Genomic DNA, 23,927 nt, shown 5'->3' with positions numbered 1-23,927 from the left:
ATCAATATTTTTTCTAGAGGGGGGAGAAAGTGGGAGAGCTTCCCAAATTTTGCTATTTTTTCCTTTGGATGGTGTATTCAACAAGCGCCTCGAGAGAGGTTTTGTATTCTGAAGCAGGGAAAGTCGAAAGTATTTCCAAGGCTTCCTGATAATATCGGTTCATCACACTTTCGGCATATTCAAGTCCACCGGAAGCTTTTACATAGTCAATCACTTGATTGACAGACTTCTTGTCCTCATTTTTATTACGAATGAGGTAAATGATCTTCTTTTTTTCAACCCATGACGATTTCTCCAATGCAAAAATTAGCGGAAGAGTCATTTTCTTCTCCTTGATGTCAATACCCACAGGTTTGCCCACTTCATCTTTACCATAATCAAAAAGGTCATCCTTGATTTGAAAAGCCATCCCAATCTTTTCCCCAAAGATGCGCATCTTTTCCACCTGGTCGGAATCGACTCCGGCAGTGGCGGCACCTACTGCACAGCAAGCTGCTATAAGGCTTGCGGTTTTCTGTTGGATAATGGTGTAATAGACATCTTCGGTGATATCAAGCTTTCTTGCTTTGGCAATTTGCAAAAGTTCACCTTCGCTCATTTCCCTAACGGCACGGCTCACAATCTGCAGTAAGCCGAAATCACCATTATCCACACTGAGAAGCAATCCACGGGAAAGTAAGTAATCCCCAACGAGAACCGCGATTTTGTTTTTCCAGAGGGCATTGACAGAGAAAAACCCTCTTCGATAGTTGGCGTCATCCACCACGTCATCGTGAACGAGTGTGGCCGTGTGCAAAAGTTCGATGAGAGCGGCTCCGCGATAAGAGGATTCGGTGATCCCCCCCGACACACCAGCAGTCAAAAAAACAAACATGGGCCGCATCTGCTTGCCCTTGCGCTTGACAATATAGCCGGTTATATGATCAAGAAGCTTCACCTTACTTTTCATAAAGGTGCGAAACTTCTTCTCAAAATCGTCCATTTCCGTGGCGATCGGGGCTTGTATTTGCTTTAAATCCGGCTTCATCGATGGTTTGAAGATGCAATAATACAACCTATTACTTCATTGACAAAATGACATTCGGTAATAAGTTGCCAAAATCATAAACCCAGAGGCCTGCTGATAGTTTCTGTAATTCACCCCTCCATAGATAGGAAACTATTTTTCCTTATCTTTGAACCGTTTAAACTAGAGATCCTTGACTGACGATTACATAAAGCATAAATACGCCCCCATCCTTCCCAAAAAAGACGAATGGCCCGTCGTGAAACTCAGCAAACACCGAAAGGAGTTTATCAATGCTGTGGCTCTGGCGGCCAGGGATCGCATCATTGCCCTGACAGGCAATAACATAGAAATATTGAGGGAAGAGTTGGAGACTACTTTATATAGGGAGAAACTCAGAGTTAAACAAAATCCTTGGCTGGTGGATCCGGAGGATGATTATGAGTTTTGGTCAAAGGTGAAATCAGGAATGGTTCATCTCACGGCCGAAAGCAGCCTATCTCATAAGGACAAAAAAATCGCCTACCACCATATTCTCCTTGACATCACCACACGGTATGCCGAGGAAATAGCAAGTAATTTTAAACACAGTCATTATAAAGCTACAAGGAGAATAGTGACCTATGGTTTTTCCAGGCTTTTAAATGCAGCAAGAGTAAAAGGCTTCAAATCGCTTTTCAGCACTCAATACACCCTTCAGGACAAAATTCAAATTATTGGAGAAACAGAACAGCTGAGAGATTTGGCTACCAAAGGAACGGTAGTCATGGTGCCTACGCATTTCTCAAACCTGGATAGCATCCTTATCGGTTGGACAATTAGCACCTTGGGCATGCCGCCATTCATCTATGGCGCAGGGCTCAACCTTTTCAATATTCAGATTTTTAGCTATTTCATGAATGCCTTGGGTGCCTACAAGGTAGATAGGAGGAAAAGAAACCTTCCCTACATAGAAACCTTAAAGACTTATTCAAGTGAAGCTATACAATTTGGTTGCCATAGCCTTTTCTTTCCAGGTGGGACCCGGTCCAGAAGCGGGAAAATTGAGTCTAAGCTCAAACTTGGCCTATTAAGCACTGCTGTAGAAGCACAACGCGCCAATTATCAAAAAAAGCTGGATGATGTCGGTGGTAAGATATTCATTGTACCCGTTACAATCAATTATCATTTTGTGCTTGAGGCTCCAAGCTTAATCCAGGAACACCTATCCATTACTGGTCAGGAGAGGTTTTATCAGGAGACGGATGAATTTTCAAACTCATTGAAGATTGCCAAATTCCTAGTAAAGTTTTTCACAAAAGGATCTGATATCTCTGTTTCGGTGGGAAAAGCCATGGATGTTCTTGGAAATTATGTAGACAAGGATGGCCGGAGCTTGGACAGTCACGGCCGGAACATTGACACTCGTGACTATTTCGTGTCTGATGGAAAAATCTCCATCGATACCCAAAGGGAGGACCAATATACCATCAGACTGGGCAATAGGATTGTTGAGGAATTCCACAAAATTAATCGTGTATTCAGCAGTCACTTGGTCGCCTTTACCGCCTTCCAGATTTTCAAACGCCAGAACAAAAAACTCGACCTATTTAGTTTATTAAGGCTACCGGAAGAAGATTTGGTCATTTCATATTCACAGTTCAAAATGGAATGTGAAAGGGTTTTAGAAAACATCAAGGAAATCAGGGCTGCAGGAAAGGTACACATCGCCCCTCACCTCAAGCAGGACCTAGATGCCATCATCGAACATGGACTCAATAATGTCGGACTTTACCATGCCAAACGCCCGTTGATCAGGAATGAAAATGGCGACATTATAACTGAAGACATGAACCTGCTTTATTTTTATCACAACAGACTTGACGGATATGATCTTGAAAAACTCTTCTAGGAACAGTAAACCCGTTGGAGTAATTGGAATTGGAAGTTTTGGAACCGCAATAGCAAACATGCTGGCCGAAAAAAGCCAGGTGATCGTCTATGCGCGTAAAGCCGAAGTAGTAGATGAGATCAATACCCAACATACAGCTGGAGGAAGAGATCTCCACCACAACATTAAAGCGACAACTGATATAGAATACATTTGCCAAAAGTGTGAAATTCTGTTCCCTGTAGTTTCTTCCACTGGATTCAGAGAGGTGATACAGCAGTTTGCTCCATTCCTTCATCCATATCATATCCTGATTCATGGCACCAAAGGGTTATCTCTATTACTTCCAGAAGGGAAGACTTTGGAGACGGTGGACAGAATCAAAAGGGACAACATCGCCACAATGAGCGAGGTAATTTTGAATGAAACCGTGGTGGTACGGGTAGGATGCCTAGCCGGCCCAAACCTAGCAAAAGAGCTTTCACTGAAACAACCAGCCGCGACTGTAATCGCCAGTAAATACAATGAGGTTATTCTGGAAGGGCAACGTTTGCTTAGATCAGACAGGTTTCAGGTTTACGGCAACCAGGATATCATAGGAGTGGAGTTAAGTGGGGTACTGAAAAACATCATCGCCATCGCTGCAGGTGCACTCGGGGGCATGGGATTAGGAGAAAATGCCAAAGGACTTTTAATATCACGCGGAATGGTGGAATTGATCTACTTGGGTAAAGCCTTAGGCGGCGGTACCAAGTCATTTATAGGCCTTGCTGGAATCGGTGATTTGGTGGCAACCTGTAGCTCTAAATTATCAAGAAATTACACAGTGGGCTTTAGACTTGCAAATGGGGAAAAGCTTCCCGACATCATCGCCGACATGGAAGAAGTTGCCGAGGGCATCAATACAGTCAAGTTAATCAAAACTTTTGCTGAAAGCACTGGTATGCGAGCTCCGATCACCGAGAACCTTTACAAAGTGCTTTTTGAAGGATTTAAAGTTGAAGAAGCACTTCAATATCTAATGAAATATCCATTCAATGTGGATGTTGACTTCCTTTAACTTTCCAACTTTTCCAGTCTTTTCAGCAATGGTGGATGGCTGTAATGCACAAAGACATAGATGGGATGTGGATTGAGATGGCTAAGGGTTTTCACTGAGAGCGTTTTAAGTGCTTCGGCCAAAGGTTGACCCGCAAAGGTTTCCTTAGCAAACGCATCTGCTTCATACTCGTGTTTCCGGCTCATCATGTTTAATCCAATCCCCAAAATCATAGAGATTGGAGAAAATAACATCGTAAACCCGATCAGGTTTAAATGTATTGCCAGTTGGTTTCCACCTAAAGCCAAACTCATGCTTTCATTATAGATCACCAAAGACAATATATATAACATCGCACCTACCTGAAGGGAACTGGTCAGCAGATTGTACCAGATGTGTTTTCTCTTATAATGGCCGATTTCATGGGCTAACACCGCAATTAATTCATCTGGGGTATGCTGATCGATGAGAGTATCAAATAGTACAACTTTCTTCCTTTTCCCAAATCCCGAAAAGAATGCATTTGCCTTTGTGGACCTTTTGCTGCCGTCCACTACAAAAATATTATCCAGTGAAAACCCTACTGAATTGGCATACGCAAGAATCCTTGTTTTGAGTTCTCCATCTTCTAATGGACTAAGTTTATTGAAAATAGGAAGTATCCATGCTGTATAAAAAAGATTGACTGCCAACATAAATACCATTGCAACCGCCCAAAATATCCACCAGAAATCGCTTCCAATTTGATGGATTAACCAAAATAAGCCTAAAAGCAATATACCACCAACTGTAATAGAGAGCATGTAGCTTTTCAGTTTATCCACAAAAAAAGTTTTCGGGGTGGTTTTATTAAACCCAAATTTTTCCTCAATCTTAAAAGTGTGATAATAATCAAAAGGAAGGGAAAGCAGATCAGAACCAACAAACAAAATTCCGATATAGATCAGCGAGCGAAAAAGCGGTTCGGTAATAAAATTTTGCAGCCAAACGTCTAGGTCTCCAAAAAACCCGAAAAGAATAAATACCGCTGTAATTAGATAGGTGAATAACCCGGTAATCAAGCCAAAGTTGTAATTGGTTTTTTGATATTCCTCCGACTCGGTCACTTTTTCTTGACTCAGGTATTGCTCCAAGGTCTTAGGCACCAAGCAATGGGCCCTTCTGACATTCAGCCAGTTGATGGACTTCTCAAATATAAGGTTCAATGTAATTATACCTAATAAAAGGTACTTCAGCAAAGCCGGATCCATACACAGTTTTCATTAAAACTTGGGGCATGGAAGGATTGTATCCCGTCTTCTTGGTTTACCTTGGTTTGGATCTGGGAAAATATAGCTTAAACTAATCTCGTGCGCTCCACCCGACTGGATTCCAAGTTGAGAAACCGTGTAATCAAAGCTGTAGCCAACATTGAATCCTGTAGGAAGGCTAAATCCGACCAAAAGGACAATGGCGTCACGGTTGCTTTGACTTTCAACTGGTTTGTAGGGCAATCCTCTATACCACAACCCCACTATAAGTGGTTCTGCATATAAATACGCCCCGACGTCCAATTGTTCAAAAGGCCCTTGTCTTTTATAATTGAAAGTGGGTGTGATGTAGCGCTGTTTAAATGTATGGGTAAAATCCTGCCGCATGGGACCTTGCCCCAAAGAAATCCGGTAACCTCCGTGTACTGACCATTTTAAGGGTAACGGACTCACCCCGTCCAAAAAGGATTGGTTGGGCTGGTTGACATGGTGGGCAGCACCGCCTAGCCAGAAGTTTTCCGTAAAAAACAATCCTCCAAAAGATAGCGGCAGCATGTTAACCGGTGTCCCCAAGTCCTCGTTCGGTCCGGGAAGGGTGGGTCCAAACGGGTCCGTCGGGTTTATCTGGTTGGCGAAAATAAGATTTTCGTAGTAGCCTATGTCCCTTCGAATGTAGCTAGCCTGAAAACCCGGACGGAAATAAGCCCCTTCCGAGAGTCGGAGTTCATAGGAATAAAGCCCTGAAAGACTTAGCGACCGGAGTCCTGCTGCCCCTTCCACATCATTCATCATGTGGAAGCCGAACCCACTGTTCAGATTTTCAATGTAGGTATCCACATAGGCGGAAAAAGTACTGAAATTAGCATCCAATCCTGGCCATTGATTTCTATAATTAAGGCCAACCCTAGTGGTCAGTTCTGAACCGGCAAGGGCAGGGTTAAGGTACAATGGAGCGGCATAGTACTGGCTATATTGTGGATCCTGGCCAAAAGCCTGATAGGAAAGGCTGAGGAGCAGGGTAGTAAAAAAAACAATATAAAGGTGCGACTTAAACAATTATTTGTTCGTTTATTTGAAGATGACTAGCTTATATAAACGTTTTGCCAATCCGGGTGTTTTATTGGCTGCTATATAATATGAAAATTCTGTATTCTTTGCTAAAAATAAAATTCATTTTTTCCAGCCTGCTGATCCTCGGGCTCATTTTATTATTTAACAAAAGTCAAGCCCAAGGTTTTAATAACAACGAATGGATCTTCGGGTGCGGGGAGGAAAGCCCTGCAAAGGCGATTTCTTTTGGTAAAGGAACCAATCCCTCGATACGTAATTTAAACGATATTCTTGGTAATGACAACGTAGCCGTAGCCATTGATCCTATCACAGGTAACGTTATTTTTTATACAGATGGGGTGTTACTTTACAATAATTTGGAAAGACCAATGCAAAATATGGCTCCTCAACTTGCAGGAGACTTGGATGCACAGCAGGGAGTGGCCATTGGGATTCTAGACTATGACGTGGATGGAGACAAACTCTATTACACTTTTTATGTAAATGATGTTGGTACTCTTTATTACTCCATAGTAGACATGAATGATCCCGGAGGAGCCACTGGCAGCCAACCTCCCCTAGGGGCAATTGCTGAAAAAGATGTTCAAATCGCCACCGATATCACTGGACCAATCCTTGTGGTCAGGGCGGCCGAAACCACTTTTCTTTTGACAATAGAAGGTGGGAACCTGGTTGCACGGGGATTTACTGAGGTAGCGGGGGAATTTGAGGACCCCATCACTACCCCCCTGCCCTTTGCGGTGAAATCCATGTATTTCGATGAAGAATCAGGAGAGTTGGTCTTGATTCCTGAGGACCCAGACGAAGATATCCATATCCTTACCCTTGAACCAGATGGCACGAGCCTTGGAGAGCTCATTACCATAGAAGGTACGGGCAATGGGACTCCCATCAACGGGGTAGAGTTTTCTCCCGATGGAGAATACATGTATTTTTCCAGAGGGAATGAGCTGATCCGGATTTCTACCACTGACCCCGATTTGCCCCCCCAAACAATTCCGCTGCAGACCGACATAGAGGAAATATTTGACATAAGAGTAGGGCCGGACGGAAGGCTATATTATTTGTATAGTGAGCCCGGCTTGGAAGCAATATATGTAGGGGTAGTAGAAAACCCTAATGAGGAGGATATTCTGGAAGTTGAAGTGGATGAGGATCCGTTTGACCAAGCAGACTTTTGCAGCACCACCTTTCCCAATTTCTCGCCCAATGCCGAGCTTGCACCTGAAGTAGACTTCACCTGGCAACCTGAAATGCCCTGCCAAAACAATCCCATACAGCTGACTTCAGAAATTACACCAAGAAACTTTAGACCAGTTTCCTTTGAGTGGGAACTATCAGCCGAGCTTGTAGATGCAGACGGGGAACCTATCGAGCTGGATCTGGATCAGGAGCATTTGCTGATCCCAGCAGATGCAACAGCGGAGGAATCAATATCGGTAACCCTTACAGTGACTTTTGCGGATGGTTCTACAATAGATGTTACCAATACTATTACGCTGACCGAAAACCCAATTGAGGCACAATTTACACCTCAAGACACTACAATATGCGCTGGACAATGCTTCGATATAGACACATGGCTTGAAGCCAGCATGGGGGATGACCAGCAAGGGGGTGGAGGAATAGGAGGCCCCGGAGTCGGCGGCCCCGGTGGAGGTGGCATGGATAACCTAGAATACTTCTGGTCAGATAGAAAAGAGGAAGGTTGGGGACCAAAGGAGCGTCCTTGTATAACTGATAAGCCGGGCCTATACTGGGTATTGGTTAGAGACCCAATGAATCCCGAATGTACCGCTTATGCCAGCATCCGCGTAAATGTCTGGGACATCGATGACCCTAAAAATAATATCTGGTATTTTGGTGATGGAGCTGGTCTTGATTTTAACCCAGGGCCTGAAGGGGAAGACTTGCCTGTCCCAAGGCCTATTCCAAGTCGCCACCCTTCTAATATGCCCGCCGGGGTGACCACTATTTCCGATGCAGCTGGTGAGGTACTTTTCTACTCTGACGGAGAGACTGTTTGGGACGCAAACGGAGTGGTGCTTGCAGAAAATATAGGAGGAGATCAGAATGTTGCCCAAAGTGTTTTGGCTGTGGCTGTTCCTCAAGATGAGACTTTATATTATTTGTTTACCATTGGAAACGGTGAGGCTAAATTCTCCACAGTTGATATTAAGGGAAGCACAGAAACAGGCTTCGGCAGTGTGCCAACCCAAGACAACTTCCTATTCAGCACCAGTACCGAAAAAATGGCGGCGGTGGGGAGCGATCCCACTTGGGTCATCTTCCACGAAGCTGGAAATAATACATTTAGAGCTTACCCTGTAGGGCCTCAGGGTATTGGGCAACCTGTATTTAGTGCTGTAGGACAAAACCATAACTTTGACGCAGGCGAGATTGGAGCCATGAAACTTAGTCCTGATGGATCTCAAGTAGCCATTACATTTAGTGATGGCACCAATAACTGGGTAGAAATCTTTGATTTTGATACAGAAACTGGTGAGCTTTCAGAGTATGCCTCTCTTGACCTGGGCAGTGATGGCGAAGTTTATGGTGTGGAATTTTCGGGGGATGGTTCTAGAGTTTACGTAAGTTACTTAGGTGGAAATAGTCGTGTAGAAGAATTCATAATTGAACCAATTGAAGATTGTTTTGAATGTCTTGATAATGCCAATTCTAAGGAGGAAAGAGAAAGCTGTATTATTGAAACTCGAGACGTGGTAACTAGTGACGGAGATTTTGGTGCCTTGCAGATAGGACCAGACGGTCAGGTCTATGTCGCCAGACCGGGACAAAATGTAATTGGTCAAATCCAGACCATGGAAATATCGGATGAGGATTGTACTACCAGGCATTTTTATAACAATCAGGCCCACGATCCAATGGAGGGAACCTCAAATCTAGGGCTTCCGGCCTTTGTCAATATGGATGGAAGCGCTATTCCCGAACCTGCACTCGACGGCCCTGAGCAGCTTTGTCTGGATCCGGAAGAGGGAGCATGGGGACTATTTGAAGGTGGCGGTGAGCCTGATATTGACTTTTATACTTGGATCATTACCTTACCTAATGGGGATATAGATCAAGTTGTAATAAGGGGAGGCGAAGAATCTCAAAATCTGGAATACGAATTTACTTTTGAAGGCACCCACACGGTTCGATTAGAGGTTGAACGCTGCGGTGATACTGAGTATTTCGAAGATGAAATGGAAGTCGTCGTCATCGCCCCTCCGTCATTAATCCTAGAAGATGAAGCCGTTCTTTGCGCAGGAGAATCGGTTACACTCTTCGCTATGGATGCAGAAGCCGATGGATTTGATGCGGCTGATTACATCTTCGAATGGGTTAATGCTGCCGGGGAGATTTTGGGGACTACTAATACCATTACTGTAGACGAAGAAAGTGTTTATACCGTCCGAGTTAGCTTCAACATCCCGGAGGATAATCCCGATGCCGAAGCTTTGAGTTGCCCTAGTACACAATCCATATTCGTAGGCCCCGCATTTCAGTTTGAAGTTGAGCAATCTGAAGAGGAGGTTTGTCTTGGGGAGATCGTCACTTTCACTCCTGACACTCCTATCGAGGGAGAATGGTTTTATCAGCTCGAAGGTGAGGACAGGGTACGGATTACCGAATCCCAAGACTTGGAACTGGATACCGAAACAATCGGTGAGGGGGTTTTCTCGATCATTTTTATGGCTGAAGATCCATTGGTGGAAGATTGTCTTATTGAAAAGATTATGGCACTAAGAGTAAATCCACTGCCGGATTATGAGATTGAAGTTCTAGACGTGGACGTGGATTGCGACAACCCGGAAGGAGTAATTGTGCTCACCATCAACGCCCCTATAGAAAGTATTACTATTGAGGAGCTTGATTTGACTTTCACCGGTTTGGAGCCGGGGCAGGTAGAAACTATAGATAATTTAGCACCAGGCAATTACACCTTCTTGGCCAGCAACAATGGCTGTGAATTTGCCCAGTCTGCTCGAATTGAAAACATCTCTCCTCCTGAAAATTATGAGTTTGACCTAGCATATGATGCTGACTGCGACACGGAGCTGGGAGAAATTACCGTAACTTTTTCCAGTATTCCCATTACCGCATCCTATGAACTCGTAAGACAAGGGACTGGAGAAGTCAGAACCGGAGGGTTCAGCGAGGAACTGGGCTTTATAATAGACGACATACCTCCCGGAGAGTATGCCTTCCAAATCATCACCCCCGATGGTTGCCCAATACCTTACCCTGATCCAATTATAATTGATTTCAGAACAATACCAGCTGAACTAGTCCCAGAATCTTTCTGCGGAAATGAGGGAAACACTATTACCGTAACAGGGAATTTCAGGGAAGGAATGAACTTTGAATGGTACTTGGACAATGTACCGCTTTCTTCAGGTCCTGAAACTACCATTCCAGCAGAAGATGGTGGGGTTTACCTTGTTGAAATACTCAATGAATTTGGCTGTGTGGTGGGTGAAGACAGGGTTACTATCTTGGACTCCAATATTCAGACGCCTACTTTAGATGACAGGTATGTCATTTGCGCTATAGAAAACTTTGCTCCAGAGATTTTTGCTGGCAACTACGACCGATTTGAGTGGGTGTTTGAGGATGAGGATGAGCCTTTCAGTGATATGCCCTCCATCTTGCCTGATAGGCCTGGGGAATATACACTAAGGGTTTGGGATGAGGAAGGATGTATGGCCATGACTACTTTCTTGGTGGATGAAGATTGCGAACCTAGAGTTATTACACCTAATGCCATGAACCTTCGTGATCCGAACAAAAGGTTTGTGGTGTATGTGAATGAATTTGTAAACGAAGTGCAAGTACTCATTTATAATAGATGGGGTGAATTGATCCATGTGGATGAGCAAGTCGATACTCCGCCAAGAGAACCAATCATGGAATGGGACGGAACTGTCAGAGGCCAAACCGTGCCTATCGGAACATATCCGGTAATTATCAGGTTTAAGAGTGTGAGACAGAATTTGGAAAAAGAGATCAAAACCGCTGTAGTGGTATTGGAATAACTCCTAACACAATAATAAAATTCACGCACCGCTCGTGGCGAAATCTTTGCGGACGCTGCGTGAAACTATACCAACAACAAACTATGATTACGATAATTTCCCCGGCGAAAACGTTGGACTTGAGTACCACTGAAGTAGACTTGGCCACAGAGCCGATTTTTAAAAAAGACATTCAGGAGTTGGTGACTATCATGAAGACCAAAAAAGCCACTGACATAAAGGAGCTAATGGGCGTAAGTGAAAACCTAGCCCAGCTTAATGAGGAAAGGTATCAGAACTTTAAGAAAAAATTCACCTTTGACAATTCCAAGCAGGCCTTGCTTGCCTTTAAAGGTGATGTGTACCAGCAACTGGTAGTGGAGGAATATGGGGAGAAAGAGTTGAAGTTTGCCCAAGATCATGTGCGGATATTGTCCGGTCTATACGGTTTGCTTAGGCCTTTGGATCTGATACAACCTTATAGGTTAGAGATGGGAACCAAGTTGGAGAATGACAAAGGGAAAGACCTATATCAATTTTGGGGCACCAAAATAGCAGAGGAACTCAACAAGCTTGGCAAGGAAACCATCATCAATCTAGCCAGTCAAGAATATTTTAAGGCTGTAGATAAAAATGCTCTTAAAGCTAATATTATCACTCCAAACTTCAAGGAGTACAGGGACGGCAAGTACAAGATCATCGGGATTTTCGCCAAAAAGGCCCGGGGATTGATGACCAATTTCATCATCCAAAACCATCTGGATGAACCCGAAAAGTTAAAGATATTCAATGAGGAGGGGTATGAATACGATGAGAAACTCAGCTCCGAAAAAGAATGGGTCTTTGTTAGATAATTCAAAACTTCCCTGATCAGATTCCACAATGCAGAACTCGGTATCCATGAGGAGATCCAGCAGTCATTAGTTGTGGTGAATTAAACAGTGTGGCATTGGGCTTGCTGAGAATGGTCAAAATAAACAAAAAATGATTTCTAGAGTAAGCATTACCCTGTTTCTGTTCACCCTCCTTCTGATTTCCTCCTGCGCCCCGCGAGCCACTGCTCCCAAATCCCGTATGGTCACCCAAACTGGTAAGGCTAGCTTTTACGCCAATAAGTTCCAGGGACGCAAGACCGCCAACGGGGAGATTTACAGACATAATAAAATGACCGCTGCCCACCGATCCCTACCTTTCGGAACTGAAGTAAAAGTAACCAACCTAAAAAACGGCAAAACAGTATCCGTCCGAATTAACGATCGCGGACCCTTTGTCAAAGGCCGAGTAATTGACCTTTCTCGAAGTGCAGCTAGAAAAATTGATATGATCTCCGATGGTGTGGTCAACGTGGAAATCGCATATCCGCGATAAAGAAGACTGAAGACGGGATACGGAAGACCGAAACACCTCAGGACTCGCTTTCCTCTTCGGCCTCTTTTGTCAAATGATGAATATTTGTAGGAATAGGGTTCTCCTTCAATAGCTTTGCGCTAAAGGCAAGGTTATGCACCATGATCTGCAAGTTCTTATTAGTAAAGAGATGCTTTTCCCCTCCTGCCTCAATATAACTTGGACCTGGACCGGCATCCCCTACCCAATAGGCCATGGAGTTTGGCGGTATGGTACAGCCGGAATCATTTAGGCTGAACAAAATATCAGCACACACTTTTTTACCTCCGTCTTCATTTCCTGTTACCAATGCTCCCCCCACTTTGTTGTATAGCGGATATTGCCCTTTTTCAGGATCCTGTTCGCTGGTACTGGCATCTATTCTTTCGATCACCATTTTACAGACTGCTGATTTGTCCCCTAACCAAATAGGGGAAGCCAAAATCAGAATGTCAGAATTTTTGATTTCCTTAAGGATGGACGGCCATTCATCGTCACCACCTTCATCCGATGTAGTACCAAATGCCACCTTTTTGTCTCTGATCCGGATGACCTGGCTTTCAATTCCCAGTTCACTGAAGAGACGCACGGCTTTGTTAATCAATTCTCCAGTATTGGAGGTTTCCGGAGAAGGCTTTAAAGTACAGTTGAGAAAAATTGCTTTCAAGTTCATAGGTTAAGTAGTTTTGCACCCACATAACTTATTCATTAAAAGATTGTTAAATCATTTTTATTATTCTCTAAAAAAAAGCCTGGAGAAAAATCTCCAGGCTCAATTCATATCCAAAATCTATAATGCGTTTATTCTGAAAGGGCTTTTACACCAGGTAAAACCTTGCCTTCCATGTGTTCCAACAAAGCACCTCCACCTGTAGACACATAAGAAACATCATCTCCAAATCCGAACTTATTAACCGCTGCGGCAGAGTCACCTCCACCGATTAATGAGAAAGCACCATTCTTGGTAGCTTCTACCACTGCCTCAGCAATAGCCTTGGTACCGCCTTCAAAACTTTTCATCTCAAACACACCCATCGGTCCGTTCCACAATACCGTTTTAGAATTTTTGATCACTTCAGAGAAAGTCTTTCTTGACTCTTCTCCTATGTCCAATCCCATCCATCCGTCAGGAATATCGTTGTTTGGCGCGGTGTCTTGTTTGGCATCATTGTCAAACTTGTCCGCAATCACAGAATCGCTCGGCAACAAAAGGTTGACACCGTTTTTCTTTGCCTTTTCGATAAGTTCCAAAGCCAGTTCCAACTTATCTTCTTCAACTAGGGAGTTTCCAATCTTTCCTCCTTGCGCCTTTGCAAAAGTATAAGACATACCGCCACCTATTATCAAGTTGTCCACTTTGTCCAAAAGCTTTTCAATAATTAATATCTTATCAGAAATTTTCGCTCCACCCATGATGGCAGTGTAGGGCTTTTGTGCACTGTCAAGCACCTTATCGGCATTTTCCAACTCAGCATTCAACAAATAACCACCTACCCTCTCATCAAAAAACTGGGCAATAATAGCCGTACTCGCATGCGCCCTGTGTGCAGTTCCGAAAGCATCATTCACATAAATGTCTCCCAGTTTTGCAAGCTTTTCCGCAAACCCTTCATCACCTGCAGTCTCCTCTTTGTAGAACCTTAGGTTTTCCAAAAGCAAAACTTCACCATCCTTCAAGCCATTTGCTTTGCTTTCAACCTCATCGCCAATACAGTCATCCGCAAATTTAACCTCGGTACCTATAGCTGACTCCAACTTGCTCACCACATGGCGAAGTGAGTATTTATCCTCCTTGCCACCTTTTGGCCTACCTAGATGCGACATCAAAATCACAGCACCACCATCTTTCAAAATCTTTTTGATAGTAGGCATGGCAGCTTGAATACGGGTATCATCTGTTACCTCAAATTTATCATTCAAGGGCACATTGAAATCCACCCTGATCAATGCCTTCCTGCCTTTAAAGTTTACCTGATCGACTGTTTTGACTTGGTTGTTCATGTTAGAAAATTAAGTTTGAAAATTGATAATGGTTAATCTGGGTTTGTCTTTCGACTATCACTATTGGGCAGCAGCCCTTCTCAATCTATCATTGATCGCCCTCCCAAGGTTTTCCTCGGGAAGCAGTTCGGCCAAAATTACCGAGACCTCCGCTTGATCTAAATCCCGAAGGGCACCAAAAAGTTTTTGCGCAGCTTCCTTAAAATCACCTTTTTCACTCAACACTACTTGCCTGTCATCAGAAATGCCCGAAAAGCTTTTCTCAAAACTCAAAACCCCGAAATACTCGCCCTTTTCCTCATACTCTTTGACCAAGGCTTCAAGATTTCCGAGCACAAATGGTTTTCGAGGGGCATAATGGCTCTTCAGCATACCCGGTGTTTTAGGATTGCTAGAGGAGTGGGAAAGCACTTTCACAGGACCTACCACAGCTTCCACTTCTGCCACATCCATTCCACCCAAACGGTAAATTACAATCTGTCCATCTTCCATACCAATGATAGTACTTTCCAGTCCTACCTGGCATTCACCCCCATCTAGGATGTATTGAATCTTTTCGCCTAACTGGTCTTCCACATGTTTGGCCTTAGTGGGACTGATGTAGCCAAAAGGATTGGCACTCGGCGCCGCAAGTGGGAAATCCAACTGGCTCAGCAACTCTTGAGTCAAAGGGTGGTTGGGAATTCTCACCGCCACTTGGTCCAGTCCGCTAGTCACCAAGTCGGGCACAATTTCTTTTTTGGGCAACAAAAGTGTCAAAGGTCCCGGCCAATACTTTTCAGCCAGCATTTTTAGCTCCTCAGGAAGCTCCTGGACATATTTCGAAACTTGATCGATGTTGCCCACATGAATAATCAAGGGATCAAAACTTGGTCGGTTTTTGGTTTCAAAAATCTTGGAAACGGCCTGCGCATCCAAGGCATTGCCTGCTAGACCGTAAACCGTTTCGGTAGGAATGGCCACCAGTTCGCCATTTTCAAGAAGCTCTTTCGCCTTTTGAATATCTTGACCGATTTCAGCCATTATTCCTCCTCGCAAAATTCATCAATCCACTCCTTCGCCTCTGTATAACCCAAGGTCAGGGCTGTTTTCAGATTGCCACAACCTTCCTCTTTCATAGCCAAAGCACTCATCTGCGTGATGCCCAAAAGGTAAAATGCTGCGCCATTCCTTCTGTCATTCTGTACAGCTTGAGTAAGCGATTCAATGGCCTCCAAAGGCTGATTGTTCTCCAGTTCAGCTTTCCCTTTGTAGAAAAATGCCTGCCCATGTTGCGGGTTGGCTTGTATGGTCACCTCAAAATCCAAGATGGCGTCCTCAAACTCCTCCATGGCCAGCAAAGCCACTCCACGGTTGTAATAGATATCCACCACCCCAGCATCAAGACTGCTGGCATAATTGTAATCCTGTAGGGCCTTCACATATTCCTTTTTCTCCAAATAGGCATTTCCCCTGTTGTAAAAAGGCTTGTAAGACGCAGAGTCAATTGTTATTGAGGTATTGAAAGATTCAATCGCCTCATCATATTGCTCCATATTGTAATAGGCAACACCTTTGGCATTATGGGCTGAGGTGTTTTCGGGGTTTTTCTCAATGCTGCGGTCAAAATATTCCACAGCTTTGGCGTTGTTACCCGACTCCAGGTTCTCCACACCGGCATCAAACAACTCCTGCTCGGATGGTGAACAACTAACAAATATGAAAATGCAAATGAATAAACTCAGATATTTGATCACGATAAAGGTGTTTTTTTGACAAATATAGAAATTCTAACTTTCTACTTTGTCCAAAGCCTTCATCTTTGCCACATATTGTTCAGGGATTTCGGTTGGTCGGATGGTTTTCATGTCCACGGTCACCATGGTCACGTTGCCCGATGCAAAAACTTTGTCATCGCCTTTGGATGTTTTGCCTGCCAAAACCTGCTCCAACACAAATGAGCTTTTCCCAATCTTTATCGCCCGAACATAGCAATATACCTCATCCATCAAGTGGATTGGACTTAGAAAATCAAGGTTGACATTAGCTACCACCGCACCTGTGGACATCATGTCCCATTCGCAAATCTTGTATAGGTATATGGCGCGAGCATGTTCGAAGTAGTTGAAATAAATCCCATTGTTGACATGCATGTATCCGTCGATGTCTGAAAATTTAACTTGAACTGGGATAGAAAAGGAAAAGGAAGACTTTACATCTTCCATTGTATATTTTTTCATTGATTTAGAATAATTATATAACCATTTGTGACTTGCTTGTTTTCTCCAACATCCTCAAAATAGAAGGTTGGTTCCCTACTAGGTCTTCCACTGTCTCATAAGGCACCCAGGCCAAATCCTTACTTTCAGGGCTGATGACCAAAGGCTCATCTATGGAAGCCTCTATCAAAAACCGCACATCATAGTGGAAATGCTCAGGGTCTTTTTGATTGGCTGGAATGATGTGCCGGTCAATGTCAAAGATGGAAACATCTACGATACGCAAAGAAGTCAGACCGCTTTCTTCTTGAGCTTCTTTCATAGCTACCTCCAGCAGGTTTTCGTTGCCATCTGCATGGCCTCCGAGCTGTAGCCAGCGGTTAAGTTTGCGGTGATGGGTCATCAGGGCATGTGTCCTTCGCCTGTTCACAATCCATGCCGAAGCAGTAAAATGTCCTTGTACCCGCTGTCGTGAAAAGGCCAAGTCATCGTGGGTCAAAGCGATGAAGTCGTCTATGAAAAGACTCTCCTCCTCAAAGGGCGTCCGGTAGTTTTCGAGTAATTTTCTTAATTGCAGCTTATTCATTGTGGTGATCAAACAATTGCTCTATAAATTCATCAAAAGGTTTGGCGTCTTGGTAGAGGTGGTCGGAATAAATGGTTACCAATACTGTAATATAACTCGGCTTATCATTGAAAAGAACTTTCTCCACGCTAACGTTACCAAATAATTGATCAATTTTCTGGCCAGAAACCTTATATCGAATGGGTGGCTTAAAATATTGTTTCTCAATTGTTTTTACTTCGGTTCCTATTTCCTGAATTTTCCGGTCCTGACTGATCTTTTGATAACCCAAATCTACTATTCGCTGGCCAAAAGCAAAGAAAAGATTTGAAAAAGAATGCAGCTCCAAGGGGTTTTGGAAAAAAACCGCAAATCCGTTGGCGTATGGGGTGTTGTAAAGTTTTACAAATGGCTTGGCACTGATGGAGGCCTTTTGAAAATGATAATTTTTGTATACCAACGCCATCACCTCGGCACCCTCGCCTTTCAACCACTCAGAAACCTGGGCAACATCTCCTTCCTTTTGAATGAAATTCTCCTTAAAAGCCACATTGCCTTTCGTGTTGCCAAATAGCTTTTCTACGACTTCATCCCAAAAATTCATATCAGTTCATTTTTATCTTCCCATCTTCCCCTCTGGCAATCAAGCCTTCATCTTCCAACTCTCGCAGAAGGGCCACGGTTTCCAAATCATTTTTCACGGCCACCTTAGCAGTCAGCTCGTCCATTGACAACGCCTGACCTCCCGACAAAGTTGCCAAAACGGCTTGCCTGAGCCCCAAATTCCTGTCCACCACCGTACTTCTTTTCCTCTTTTGCACGCAAACATCACACACCGCACACTCCTTTTCGGTCTCCTCACCAAAATAGGCTTGAATTTGGTTGGTCCTGCAGATTCGGTCTTGCTGGGTGTAGGCAGTGATCGCTTGGGCCTTCTGCTTGGCATTTTCCCTGCGTTCTGCGATTCTTTTTTGGTTCAATGGCAATTTACCAGCATCCATTCTGGCGGTCAGAAAAGTCACTTGAGGTTGGTCTTTACGTTTGTTATAGGCCAAGATGCTCAAGCTGTCCATTTGCTCAAGCTGCCGGACCACTTCCTGCTCTGGAATTTTCAACGCTTGGGCTAACTTGTTTTCATGTATCCGCAAGTATTCAACAAATAATTCGCCTCCATAGGTCCTTAATAAAACCTTAATCAATGGGTCCAGCTTTCCATAAGAAACCTGAAACTCATACAACTTGCCATGATTAACTAAAAAATGAAGCGTGGAAGGGACAAAGAAGCTTTCCGTAAGCTCAATCATGTTTTCTTCCTGCAGCACTTTCAGGGCATTGTAGGTGGAAAGCACTTCCAGATTATAGGTGTCAGTAAACTTCGAGATGTCAAAATCAAAGCTGCTCATCATGTTGCTCCCCACCGCAATGCGGTAGTAGTTAGCCAAACACTGATAAACACGCTTAAGAAAATCGATTGGGGGATAGCTTTTTTCAGCCCTTTCGGCCAAAACCTGCAAATCCTTTTTATTGGTCAAAAGGACCGCATAAGCTTTTTTCTCATCCCTCCCAGCCCTTCCGGCTTCCTGGTAATAGTTCTCAAGATTTTCCGGCAGATCCAAATGGATTACAGTCCTCACGTCCGGTTTGTCAATCCCCATCCCAAAAGCATTGGTGGCGACGATTACCCGCACCTTTCCCGAAATCCACTCCTGCTGTCTTGCCTCACGGGTGGCATTATCCAAACCAGCATGGTAAAAAGTCGCCGAGATGCCCATGTAGGAAAGGGCTTGGCTGATTTGCTTGGTGGCTTTTCTGTTTCTGAGATATACAATCGCGCTTCCGGGAATCTTCTGCAAGATTTCCAGGGCCTTTTCTTCCTTGTTTTCTACCAATCGAACTGAATAAGAGAGGTTAGCTCGAGCAAAGGATTTCTTGAAGACTTTTGGATTGACCATCTTCAACTTATCCAAAATATCCTGCTGCACCACATCGGTTGCCGATGCTGTCAAAGCAATCACCGGAACTTTGGTGTGAATCTCCCTAAGTTCGGCAACATCTAGATAAGGCGGCCTGAAATCATACCCCCATTGGGAAATGCAATGGGCTTCATCCACGGCAATCATATTAACCTTCATCTGCTTGACCCGCTCGCGGAAAAGTTCGGTTTTTAGCCGCTCAGGCGACACGTATAGAAATCTGTAGTTGCCATAAATGCAATTGTCCAGCACCGTATCGATTTCCCTTTTGCGCATGCCCGAGTAGACGGCCACCGCCAGGATTCCTTTTTTCCGCAAGTTATCCACCTGGTCCTTCATCAAAGCGATCAGAGGGCTCACTACGATGCAAATTCCTTCCTGCATCAAAGCCGGAACCTGAAAACAGATGGATTTCCCACCCCCTGTGGGCAAAAGCGCTAAGGTATCCTGCCCGCTCGCTACCGATAGGACAATATCCTCCTGCATGGGCCTGAAATCATCAAACCCATACACCTGCTTGAGTACACTTAGCGCTTTTGTCTTCAACTTACCAATTGATTTTTTCCTTGTTCAAGAATGCTGCGATCCCTTTTTGGCAATCCTCAGTTCCCCTTGCCTTGGCGTTGATTTTAGCGGCATGCTCCAAGCCTTCCGTAAGATCCATTCCCTGCACCTCAGCAATCATCTGCTTGGTGAGGCCCATGGCATGTCCGGAGTTTTGATTGATAAGCTTTTGGGCAAAATCATAAACTTCCGAAGTGAGATTTTCTGCCTCCACAACTGTATTGATTAAACCATAATCCTTGGCAGTTTCCGCCTCTATCAAATCCGCTCCTAAAAGCAGTTCCTTCGACTTTCCTTCCCCAATTTTTCTGAGTAGGAAAACTTTCACTATTGCAGGTACAAAGCCAATCCTTACTTCCGTATATCCAAATTTTGCTTCCGGTACGCTGAAAGAAAAGTCGCATACTGTCGCCAGACCACAGCCACCCGCCAAGGCATGGCCCTGAATTTCGGCAATCACTACTTTGGGCAGGGTGTAGATGAGGTGAAAAAGTTCTTTCAGGCTTTTGCTGTCCTGCAGGTTTTCTTCATAAGTATTGCTCTGCAAAGCCTGCAGAGAGGCCAAATCGGCCCCTGAGCAAAATACCTTTCCAGCGGCCCGGATCACGATCACCTTGGCCTTGTCGGAAGCCGCCATTTTATTGAGCGCCTTCTTGAGGTCTGCTACCATCTCAGCGTTGAGGGCATTTCTCTTTTCAGGTTTATTGAGGGTGATGTAACCTATACGGTCTTTGATTTCTGTGGTTATTTGGGTTTCCATATTGTATCTTTTTATCCAAAAAGTCTTTTTGTCTTCATCAAAATTAGAAAAATTAATCAGTCCTGAGTCAACAAATTATGGCTTTTCTCAGCCTGAAAATTGACCGCTTCACTGATTGCCTGCAAACCCTCGCTACTTTTGGGACGAACGGACAACACAACTTTGCCCCAATTGTATGTCCCACCCAAGAACACCACCACTATGATCGCCATCAAAACCCTGCGATGTGGAGCGTAATACAACACCAGTAGTAAAGCCACCACAACATAATATCCGAAGATTTCAAATACAGTTAGGCTGATCGAATCAATCTTAGACAAGGGGAGCTTTTGAATGAAAAACACAGACTCATTGAAACCCCAAATCAAAAAATCAAGGGGTTTTCCCAGCAAGTTGGCTATAAATGTCCAGCTGGAAAGTAAGAGAAAAGGTATCCCAATGGCCATGATGAGAAATGCACCCGGGATGGCTATCAGGTTAGAGAATATGAAGTACACGGGAAACTGCTGGAAATAATGACCGGAAATGGGGAATGTTCCCAATTGTGCCGCAATCCCCACTGAGGTAATCGTCCAAAGGTAATTCACCACCCTATTTGAAGGCAGCCAAAGCTTCACAATCAAAGGCTGAAACAACAGTATGCCCAGCAAAGCTGAATATGATAATTGAAAACCCACATTGTAAATCATATTGGGATCAAAAAGCAAGATCAGCAGGGCTGAAATAGCCACGGCATTGAATATCGATGGATTCCTGGACTGCATCTGCGCCAAGGCCATCAATGTAAACATGGTCGCTGAGCGCAATACCGATGGCGATAACCCGGTGATAAATGCATAGCTCCAAATTATGAATATCAATACTGATAGGAAAACCAACCTTTTGCCCTTAGGAAGCTGATAGGGTTTGAAAAACAGGAAGAAGAACCCGTAAATGATCCCAACATGTAGCCCAGACACCGCCAACACATGCATAGCCCCCGCCGTGCTGAACGCTTCACTGATTTCCTTATTCAAGCTTCTTTTCTGCCCCAGCAAAAGGGCATTGGCAATCTGTCGGCTTCGATCATCCCTTAGATAGATCCCAATTTTCTCAGAAAACCAACTTCTCCAATCCTCGAAATAAAACCGTAATGGACTCTCGTTTACGTAATCCAACCGTTGAACTTCACGAACAAACATGGAATGGTAAATCTGCTGTCTTGCCAAAAACTTGGCATAATCAAACCCATCCGCGTTTTCAAAAGCCTCCACTTGCTGCAAAGGCTGCTCAATCCGCACCACATCCCCAGGCTTTAGGCTATCCCGATGATAGATAATCACCTTGCCCACTCCTTTTATCCATCCCTCCTCAGTTTCCAATTCAAGTACTTTAATAAGGTTCCTTTTGCTTTTTGGTTTGGATTCATCGGGATCCTGCACCACTCCAATCCAGGCCTTCACTTCTCCGGCATGGAGGATATGAGCGGAGTTTCGGAGAGCGTCATGTTTACCGGCTACCACTAACGCAAAGGAAAAACACACCGCATAAGCGGCTATGGAAATGGGAAGCTTTTGGGGGAAGCCTTTCTGAAGCAGACTTCGGCTAAGCAGAAAATAGTAGGATGAAAAGCACAGCAAAAACAAAACGTAAACCCAAAGCATCTCAATCTTTCCCGCCAGGGGATAGAACAAAATGCCTAGAATAAAAAACACCGTGTACCTAACGAAAGGGTAATCACTAAAATGGAGCATAAAAAAATCAGTTGAAAAACATCCAACTGAAAATAAGCATTTTAAATGAAAAAAGATACCTTAGAGGTACCTTTTCATTTTGTAGTGTTCGATTTCGCATTCGGAGAAGATGTCTCCGTCTTTTTCAAAATTAAACTTCTCGTACAAAGGAACTGCCGACAATTGGGCATGCATATAGAGCAACTTGCCTTTAGCTGCTTCCTCTCTAGTGATATCATCAATGACAGCTTTCACCAAAGCCTGACCCACCCCTTTGCCTCTCATTTCTTTCAAAACGGCAAAGCGTTCCAATTTGACTCCACTGTCAGTGTAGCGCCATCTGGCAGTACCCGCGGGCACGCCGTCCAGCAGGGCCAGAAAGTGGGTTGAGGTTTCTTCGAATTCATCGTATTCCTCTTCTGGATCTACGTTTTGTTCAAAGACAAACACCTCCTGTCTAATATTGAAAATGGCCGTAAGGGCCTCCTCAGTTTTTATTTTGGTTATTTCGATACTCATTTTTTCTTTTCTCTTTCTCTTGATCATCTCTATCATACGCTTCTATTATAGATTTTACCAACCTATGACGGATTACATCTTTTCCGCTAAGGTTTACCACACCTATACCATTTACATCCTTCAACACACCAAGAGCCACACTCAAACCGGATTTTTGACGGGTTGGAAGGTCTACTTGGGATTGATCACCTGTCACTATTACTTTAGAATTTGGCCCCATACGGGTCAAAAACATCTTTATTTGCTCACTGGTCGTATTTTGCGCTTCATCCAATAACACAAAGGCGTCGTGTAAGGTTCGCCCTCTCATGTATGCCAGAGGGGCTATTTCGATCACACGCGTCTCTTGGTAGAACTTGAGCTTTTCTGCCGGCACCATATCGCTCAAAGCATCGTATATAGGCCTCAAATATGGATCCAGCTTTTCCTGAAGGTCCCCAGGAAGAAACCCCAAGTTTTCCCCTGCCTCCACAGCCGGACGGGTGATGATGATTCTTTTCACTTCCCGATTCTTCAAAGCTCTAACTGCCAAAGCCACCGCTATGTAGGTCTTGCCCGTACCAGCAGGCCCTAAGGCAAACACAAGGTCGTTTTGGTAACTGGCTTCCACGAGCTTGCGCTGATTGGCTGACTTGGGTTTGATGACCAAACCTTTGTTACCGAAAACAATCACATCATTTTTTGGCGAAGCCTCAAAGGGCACCCCCTCCATCTCGATATACTCCTTGACATTCTCCGGGGTCACCTGACCAAAGCGGTTAAAATGCTGCAGGAGCATGTTGAGGATATCATTGATGCGTAGGATTTCTGGCGCCCGGCCCTGTATGCGGATCTCATTTCCTCTGGAAACGATCTTGCTTTGTGGAAAAGCTGCGGCAATTTGGCGAATATTCTCATTTTCCGTACCCAGAAACTCCAGTAGCGGAATATTCTCTAATGTAATTATTTTCTCTACCAATCCTTTTCTCTCGATTTAAAGGTTATTTGATTATTCT

The 23,927-nt window shown here is 44.2% G+C and carries 20 protein-coding genes; 5 read left to right on the top strand and 15 right to left on the bottom strand.

The window, feature by feature from the left end:
- Positions 1-52: 52 nt before the first annotated feature.
- The gene (locus FPL27_RS04425; RefSeq protein ID WP_143959936.1) at positions 53-1,027 is read right to left on the bottom strand and encodes a polyprenyl synthetase family protein; all 975 of its coding nucleotides are present in this window, start codon (positions 1,025-1,027) and stop codon (positions 53-55) included.
- Positions 1,028-1,199: 172 nt separating this feature from the next.
- On the opposite strand from FPL27_RS04425, the gene FPL27_RS04420 reads away from it, so the two are divergent.
- Together FPL27_RS04420 and FPL27_RS04415 are read left to right on the top strand one after the other, a co-directional pair.
- Positions 1,200-2,897 carry a 1-acyl-sn-glycerol-3-phosphate acyltransferase gene (locus FPL27_RS04420; protein ID WP_143959935.1) on the top strand — a complete coding sequence of 566 codons (1,698 nt, stop codon included), beginning with the start codon at positions 1,200-1,202 and terminating at the stop codon, positions 2,895-2,897.
- Positions 2,875-3,936: an NAD(P)H-dependent glycerol-3-phosphate dehydrogenase gene (locus FPL27_RS04415; protein WP_143959934.1), complete on the top strand. Its 1,062-nt coding sequence runs from the start codon at positions 2,875-2,877 to the stop codon at positions 3,934-3,936. Before FPL27_RS04420 ends, FPL27_RS04415 begins: the two co-directional genes overlap by 23 nt.
- Here FPL27_RS04415 and FPL27_RS04410 read toward each other — a convergent pair.
- Positions 3,933-5,165: a M48 family metallopeptidase gene (locus FPL27_RS04410; protein WP_143959933.1), complete on the bottom strand. Its 1,233-nt coding sequence runs from the start codon at positions 5,163-5,165 to the stop codon at positions 3,933-3,935. The two genes, FPL27_RS04415 and FPL27_RS04410, sit on opposite strands and share 4 nt — an antisense overlap.
- A gap of 12 nt (positions 5,166-5,177) precedes the next feature.
- Positions 5,178-6,221 carry a PorP/SprF family type IX secretion system membrane protein gene (locus FPL27_RS04405; RefSeq protein WP_143959932.1) on the bottom strand — a complete coding sequence of 348 codons (1,044 nt, stop codon included), beginning with the start codon at positions 6,219-6,221 and terminating at the stop codon, positions 5,178-5,180.
- A gap of 98 nt (positions 6,222-6,319) precedes the next feature.
- On the opposite strand from FPL27_RS04405, the gene FPL27_RS04400 reads away from it, so the two are divergent.
- The 3 genes from FPL27_RS04400 (at position 6,320) to FPL27_RS04390 (ending at position 12,622) form a co-directional block, all read left to right on the top strand.
- Positions 6,320-11,275 (top strand): T9SS type B sorting domain-containing protein, encoded by a 4,956-nt coding sequence (locus FPL27_RS04400; protein WP_235893368.1) that lies wholly within the window; start codon positions 6,320-6,322, stop codon positions 11,273-11,275.
- Between the two features lie 83 nt (positions 11,276-11,358).
- Entirely contained in the window at positions 11,359-12,108 is a 750-nt protein-coding gene (yaaA, locus tag FPL27_RS04395; RefSeq protein ID WP_143959930.1) for a peroxide stress protein YaaA, read from the top strand.
- 130 nt (positions 12,109-12,238) lie between these two features.
- A complete protein-coding gene (locus FPL27_RS04390) occupies positions 12,239-12,622 on the top strand; it encodes a septal ring lytic transglycosylase RlpA family protein (protein ID WP_143959929.1) in 384 nt (127 codons plus the stop codon).
- A gap of 37 nt (positions 12,623-12,659) precedes the next feature.
- Here FPL27_RS04390 and FPL27_RS04385 read toward each other — a convergent pair whose 3' ends face one another.
- The 12 genes from FPL27_RS04385 to FPL27_RS04330 form a co-directional block, all read right to left on the bottom strand.
- Positions 12,660-13,313, bottom strand: coding sequence for a flavodoxin family protein (locus FPL27_RS04385; RefSeq protein WP_143959928.1), 654 nt, complete (start codon positions 13,311-13,313; stop codon positions 12,660-12,662).
- Positions 13,314-13,441: 128 nt separating this feature from the next.
- A complete protein-coding gene (locus tag FPL27_RS04380; RefSeq protein ID WP_143959927.1) occupies positions 13,442-14,641 on the bottom strand; it encodes a phosphoglycerate kinase in 1,200 nt (399 codons plus the stop codon).
- 60 nt (positions 14,642-14,701) lie between these two features.
- The gene (locus FPL27_RS04375) at positions 14,702-15,664 is read right to left on the bottom strand and encodes an L-threonylcarbamoyladenylate synthase (RefSeq protein WP_143962083.1); all 963 of its coding nucleotides are present in this window, start codon (positions 15,662-15,664) and stop codon (positions 14,702-14,704) included.
- Complete coding sequence (locus FPL27_RS04370; RefSeq protein WP_317129425.1) at positions 15,664-16,377, bottom strand: tetratricopeptide repeat protein; 714 nt, start codon at positions 16,375-16,377, stop codon at positions 15,664-15,666. Before FPL27_RS04370 ends, FPL27_RS04375 begins: the two co-directional genes overlap by 1 nt.
- Positions 16,378-16,410: 33 nt before the next feature.
- Entirely contained in the window at positions 16,411-16,860 is a 450-nt protein-coding gene (locus FPL27_RS04365) for an acyl-CoA thioesterase (protein WP_143959926.1), read from the bottom strand.
- A 13-nt stretch (positions 16,861-16,873) separates the two neighbouring features.
- Positions 16,874-17,425, bottom strand: coding sequence for an NUDIX domain-containing protein (locus tag FPL27_RS04360; protein WP_143959925.1), 552 nt, complete (start codon positions 17,423-17,425; stop codon positions 16,874-16,876).
- Positions 17,418-18,008: a hypothetical protein gene (locus tag FPL27_RS04355; protein WP_143959924.1), complete on the bottom strand. Its 591-nt coding sequence runs from the start codon at positions 18,006-18,008 to the stop codon at positions 17,418-17,420. Before FPL27_RS04355 ends, FPL27_RS04360 begins: the two co-directional genes overlap by 8 nt.
- A gap of 1 nt (position 18,009) precedes the next feature.
- A complete protein-coding gene (locus tag FPL27_RS04350) occupies positions 18,010-19,923 on the bottom strand; it encodes a RecQ family ATP-dependent DNA helicase (RefSeq protein ID WP_143959923.1) in 1,914 nt (637 codons plus the stop codon).
- Position 19,924: 1 nt separating this feature from the next.
- Positions 19,925-20,701, bottom strand: coding sequence for an enoyl-CoA hydratase/isomerase family protein (locus tag FPL27_RS04345; protein ID WP_143959922.1), 777 nt, complete (start codon positions 20,699-20,701; stop codon positions 19,925-19,927).
- A 56-nt stretch (positions 20,702-20,757) separates the two neighbouring features.
- On the bottom strand, positions 20,758-22,434 hold the full coding sequence (locus tag FPL27_RS04340; RefSeq protein ID WP_143959921.1) for a ComEC/Rec2 family competence protein: 1,677 nt from the start codon (positions 22,432-22,434) through the stop codon (positions 20,758-20,760).
- A 60-nt stretch (positions 22,435-22,494) separates the two neighbouring features.
- Positions 22,495-22,932, bottom strand: coding sequence for a GNAT family N-acetyltransferase (locus FPL27_RS04335; RefSeq protein WP_143959920.1), 438 nt, complete (start codon positions 22,930-22,932; stop codon positions 22,495-22,497).
- A complete protein-coding gene (locus tag FPL27_RS04330; protein ID WP_143959919.1) occupies positions 22,901-23,890 on the bottom strand; it encodes a PhoH family protein in 990 nt (329 codons plus the stop codon). Before FPL27_RS04330 ends, FPL27_RS04335 begins: the two co-directional genes overlap by 32 nt.
- Between the last annotated feature and the right edge of the window lie 37 nt (positions 23,891-23,927).

This window comes from Litoribacter populi (assembly GCF_007483685.1).
Lineage (GTDB): Bacteria > Bacteroidota > Bacteroidia > Cytophagales > Cyclobacteriaceae > Litoribacter > Litoribacter populi.
Note: the sequence above shows the minus strand (reverse complement) of the source record. Positions and strands in the feature narration are given on the sequence as shown.

Excerpts from the sequence above, each read along its gene's own strand:
- FPL27_RS04425 (WP_143959936.1), bottom strand. The coding sequence starts at position 1,027 with ATGAAGCCGGATTTAAAGCAAATACAAGCCCCGATCGCCACGGAAATG.
- FPL27_RS04415 (WP_143959934.1), top strand. The coding sequence starts at position 2,875 with ATGATCTTGAAAAACTCTTCTAGGAACAGTAAACCCGTTGGAGTAATT.
- FPL27_RS04410 (WP_143959933.1), bottom strand. The coding sequence starts at position 5,165 with ATGGATCCGGCTTTGCTGAAGTACCTTTTATTAGGTATAATTACATTG.
- yaaA (WP_143959930.1), top strand. The coding sequence starts at position 11,359 with ATGATTACGATAATTTCCCCGGCGAAAACGTTGGACTTGAGTACCACT.
- FPL27_RS04390 (WP_143959929.1), top strand. The coding sequence starts at position 12,239 with ATGATTTCTAGAGTAAGCATTACCCTGTTTCTGTTCACCCTCCTTCTG.
- FPL27_RS04385 (WP_143959928.1), bottom strand. The coding sequence starts at position 13,313 with ATGAACTTGAAAGCAATTTTTCTCAACTGTACTTTAAAGCCTTCTCCG.
- FPL27_RS04380 (WP_143959927.1), bottom strand. The coding sequence starts at position 14,641 with ATGAACAACCAAGTCAAAACAGTCGATCAGGTAAACTTTAAAGGCAGG.
- FPL27_RS04375 (WP_143962083.1), bottom strand. The coding sequence starts at position 15,664 with ATGGCTGAAATCGGTCAAGATATTCAAAAGGCGAAAGAGCTTCTTGAA.
- FPL27_RS04365 (WP_143959926.1), bottom strand. The coding sequence starts at position 16,860 with ATGAAAAAATATACAATGGAAGATGTAAAGTCTTCCTTTTCCTTTTCT.
- FPL27_RS04360 (WP_143959925.1), bottom strand. The coding sequence starts at position 17,425 with ATGAATAAGCTGCAATTAAGAAAATTACTCGAAAACTACCGGACGCCC.
- FPL27_RS04355 (WP_143959924.1), bottom strand. The coding sequence starts at position 18,008 with ATGAATTTTTGGGATGAAGTCGTAGAAAAGCTATTTGGCAACACGAAA.
- FPL27_RS04345 (WP_143959922.1), bottom strand. The coding sequence starts at position 20,701 with ATGGAAACCCAAATAACCACAGAAATCAAAGACCGTATAGGTTACATC.
- FPL27_RS04340 (WP_143959921.1), bottom strand. The coding sequence starts at position 22,434 with ATGCTCCATTTTAGTGATTACCCTTTCGTTAGGTACACGGTGTTTTTT.
- FPL27_RS04335 (WP_143959920.1), bottom strand. The coding sequence starts at position 22,932 with ATGAGTATCGAAATAACCAAAATAAAAACTGAGGAGGCCCTTACGGCC.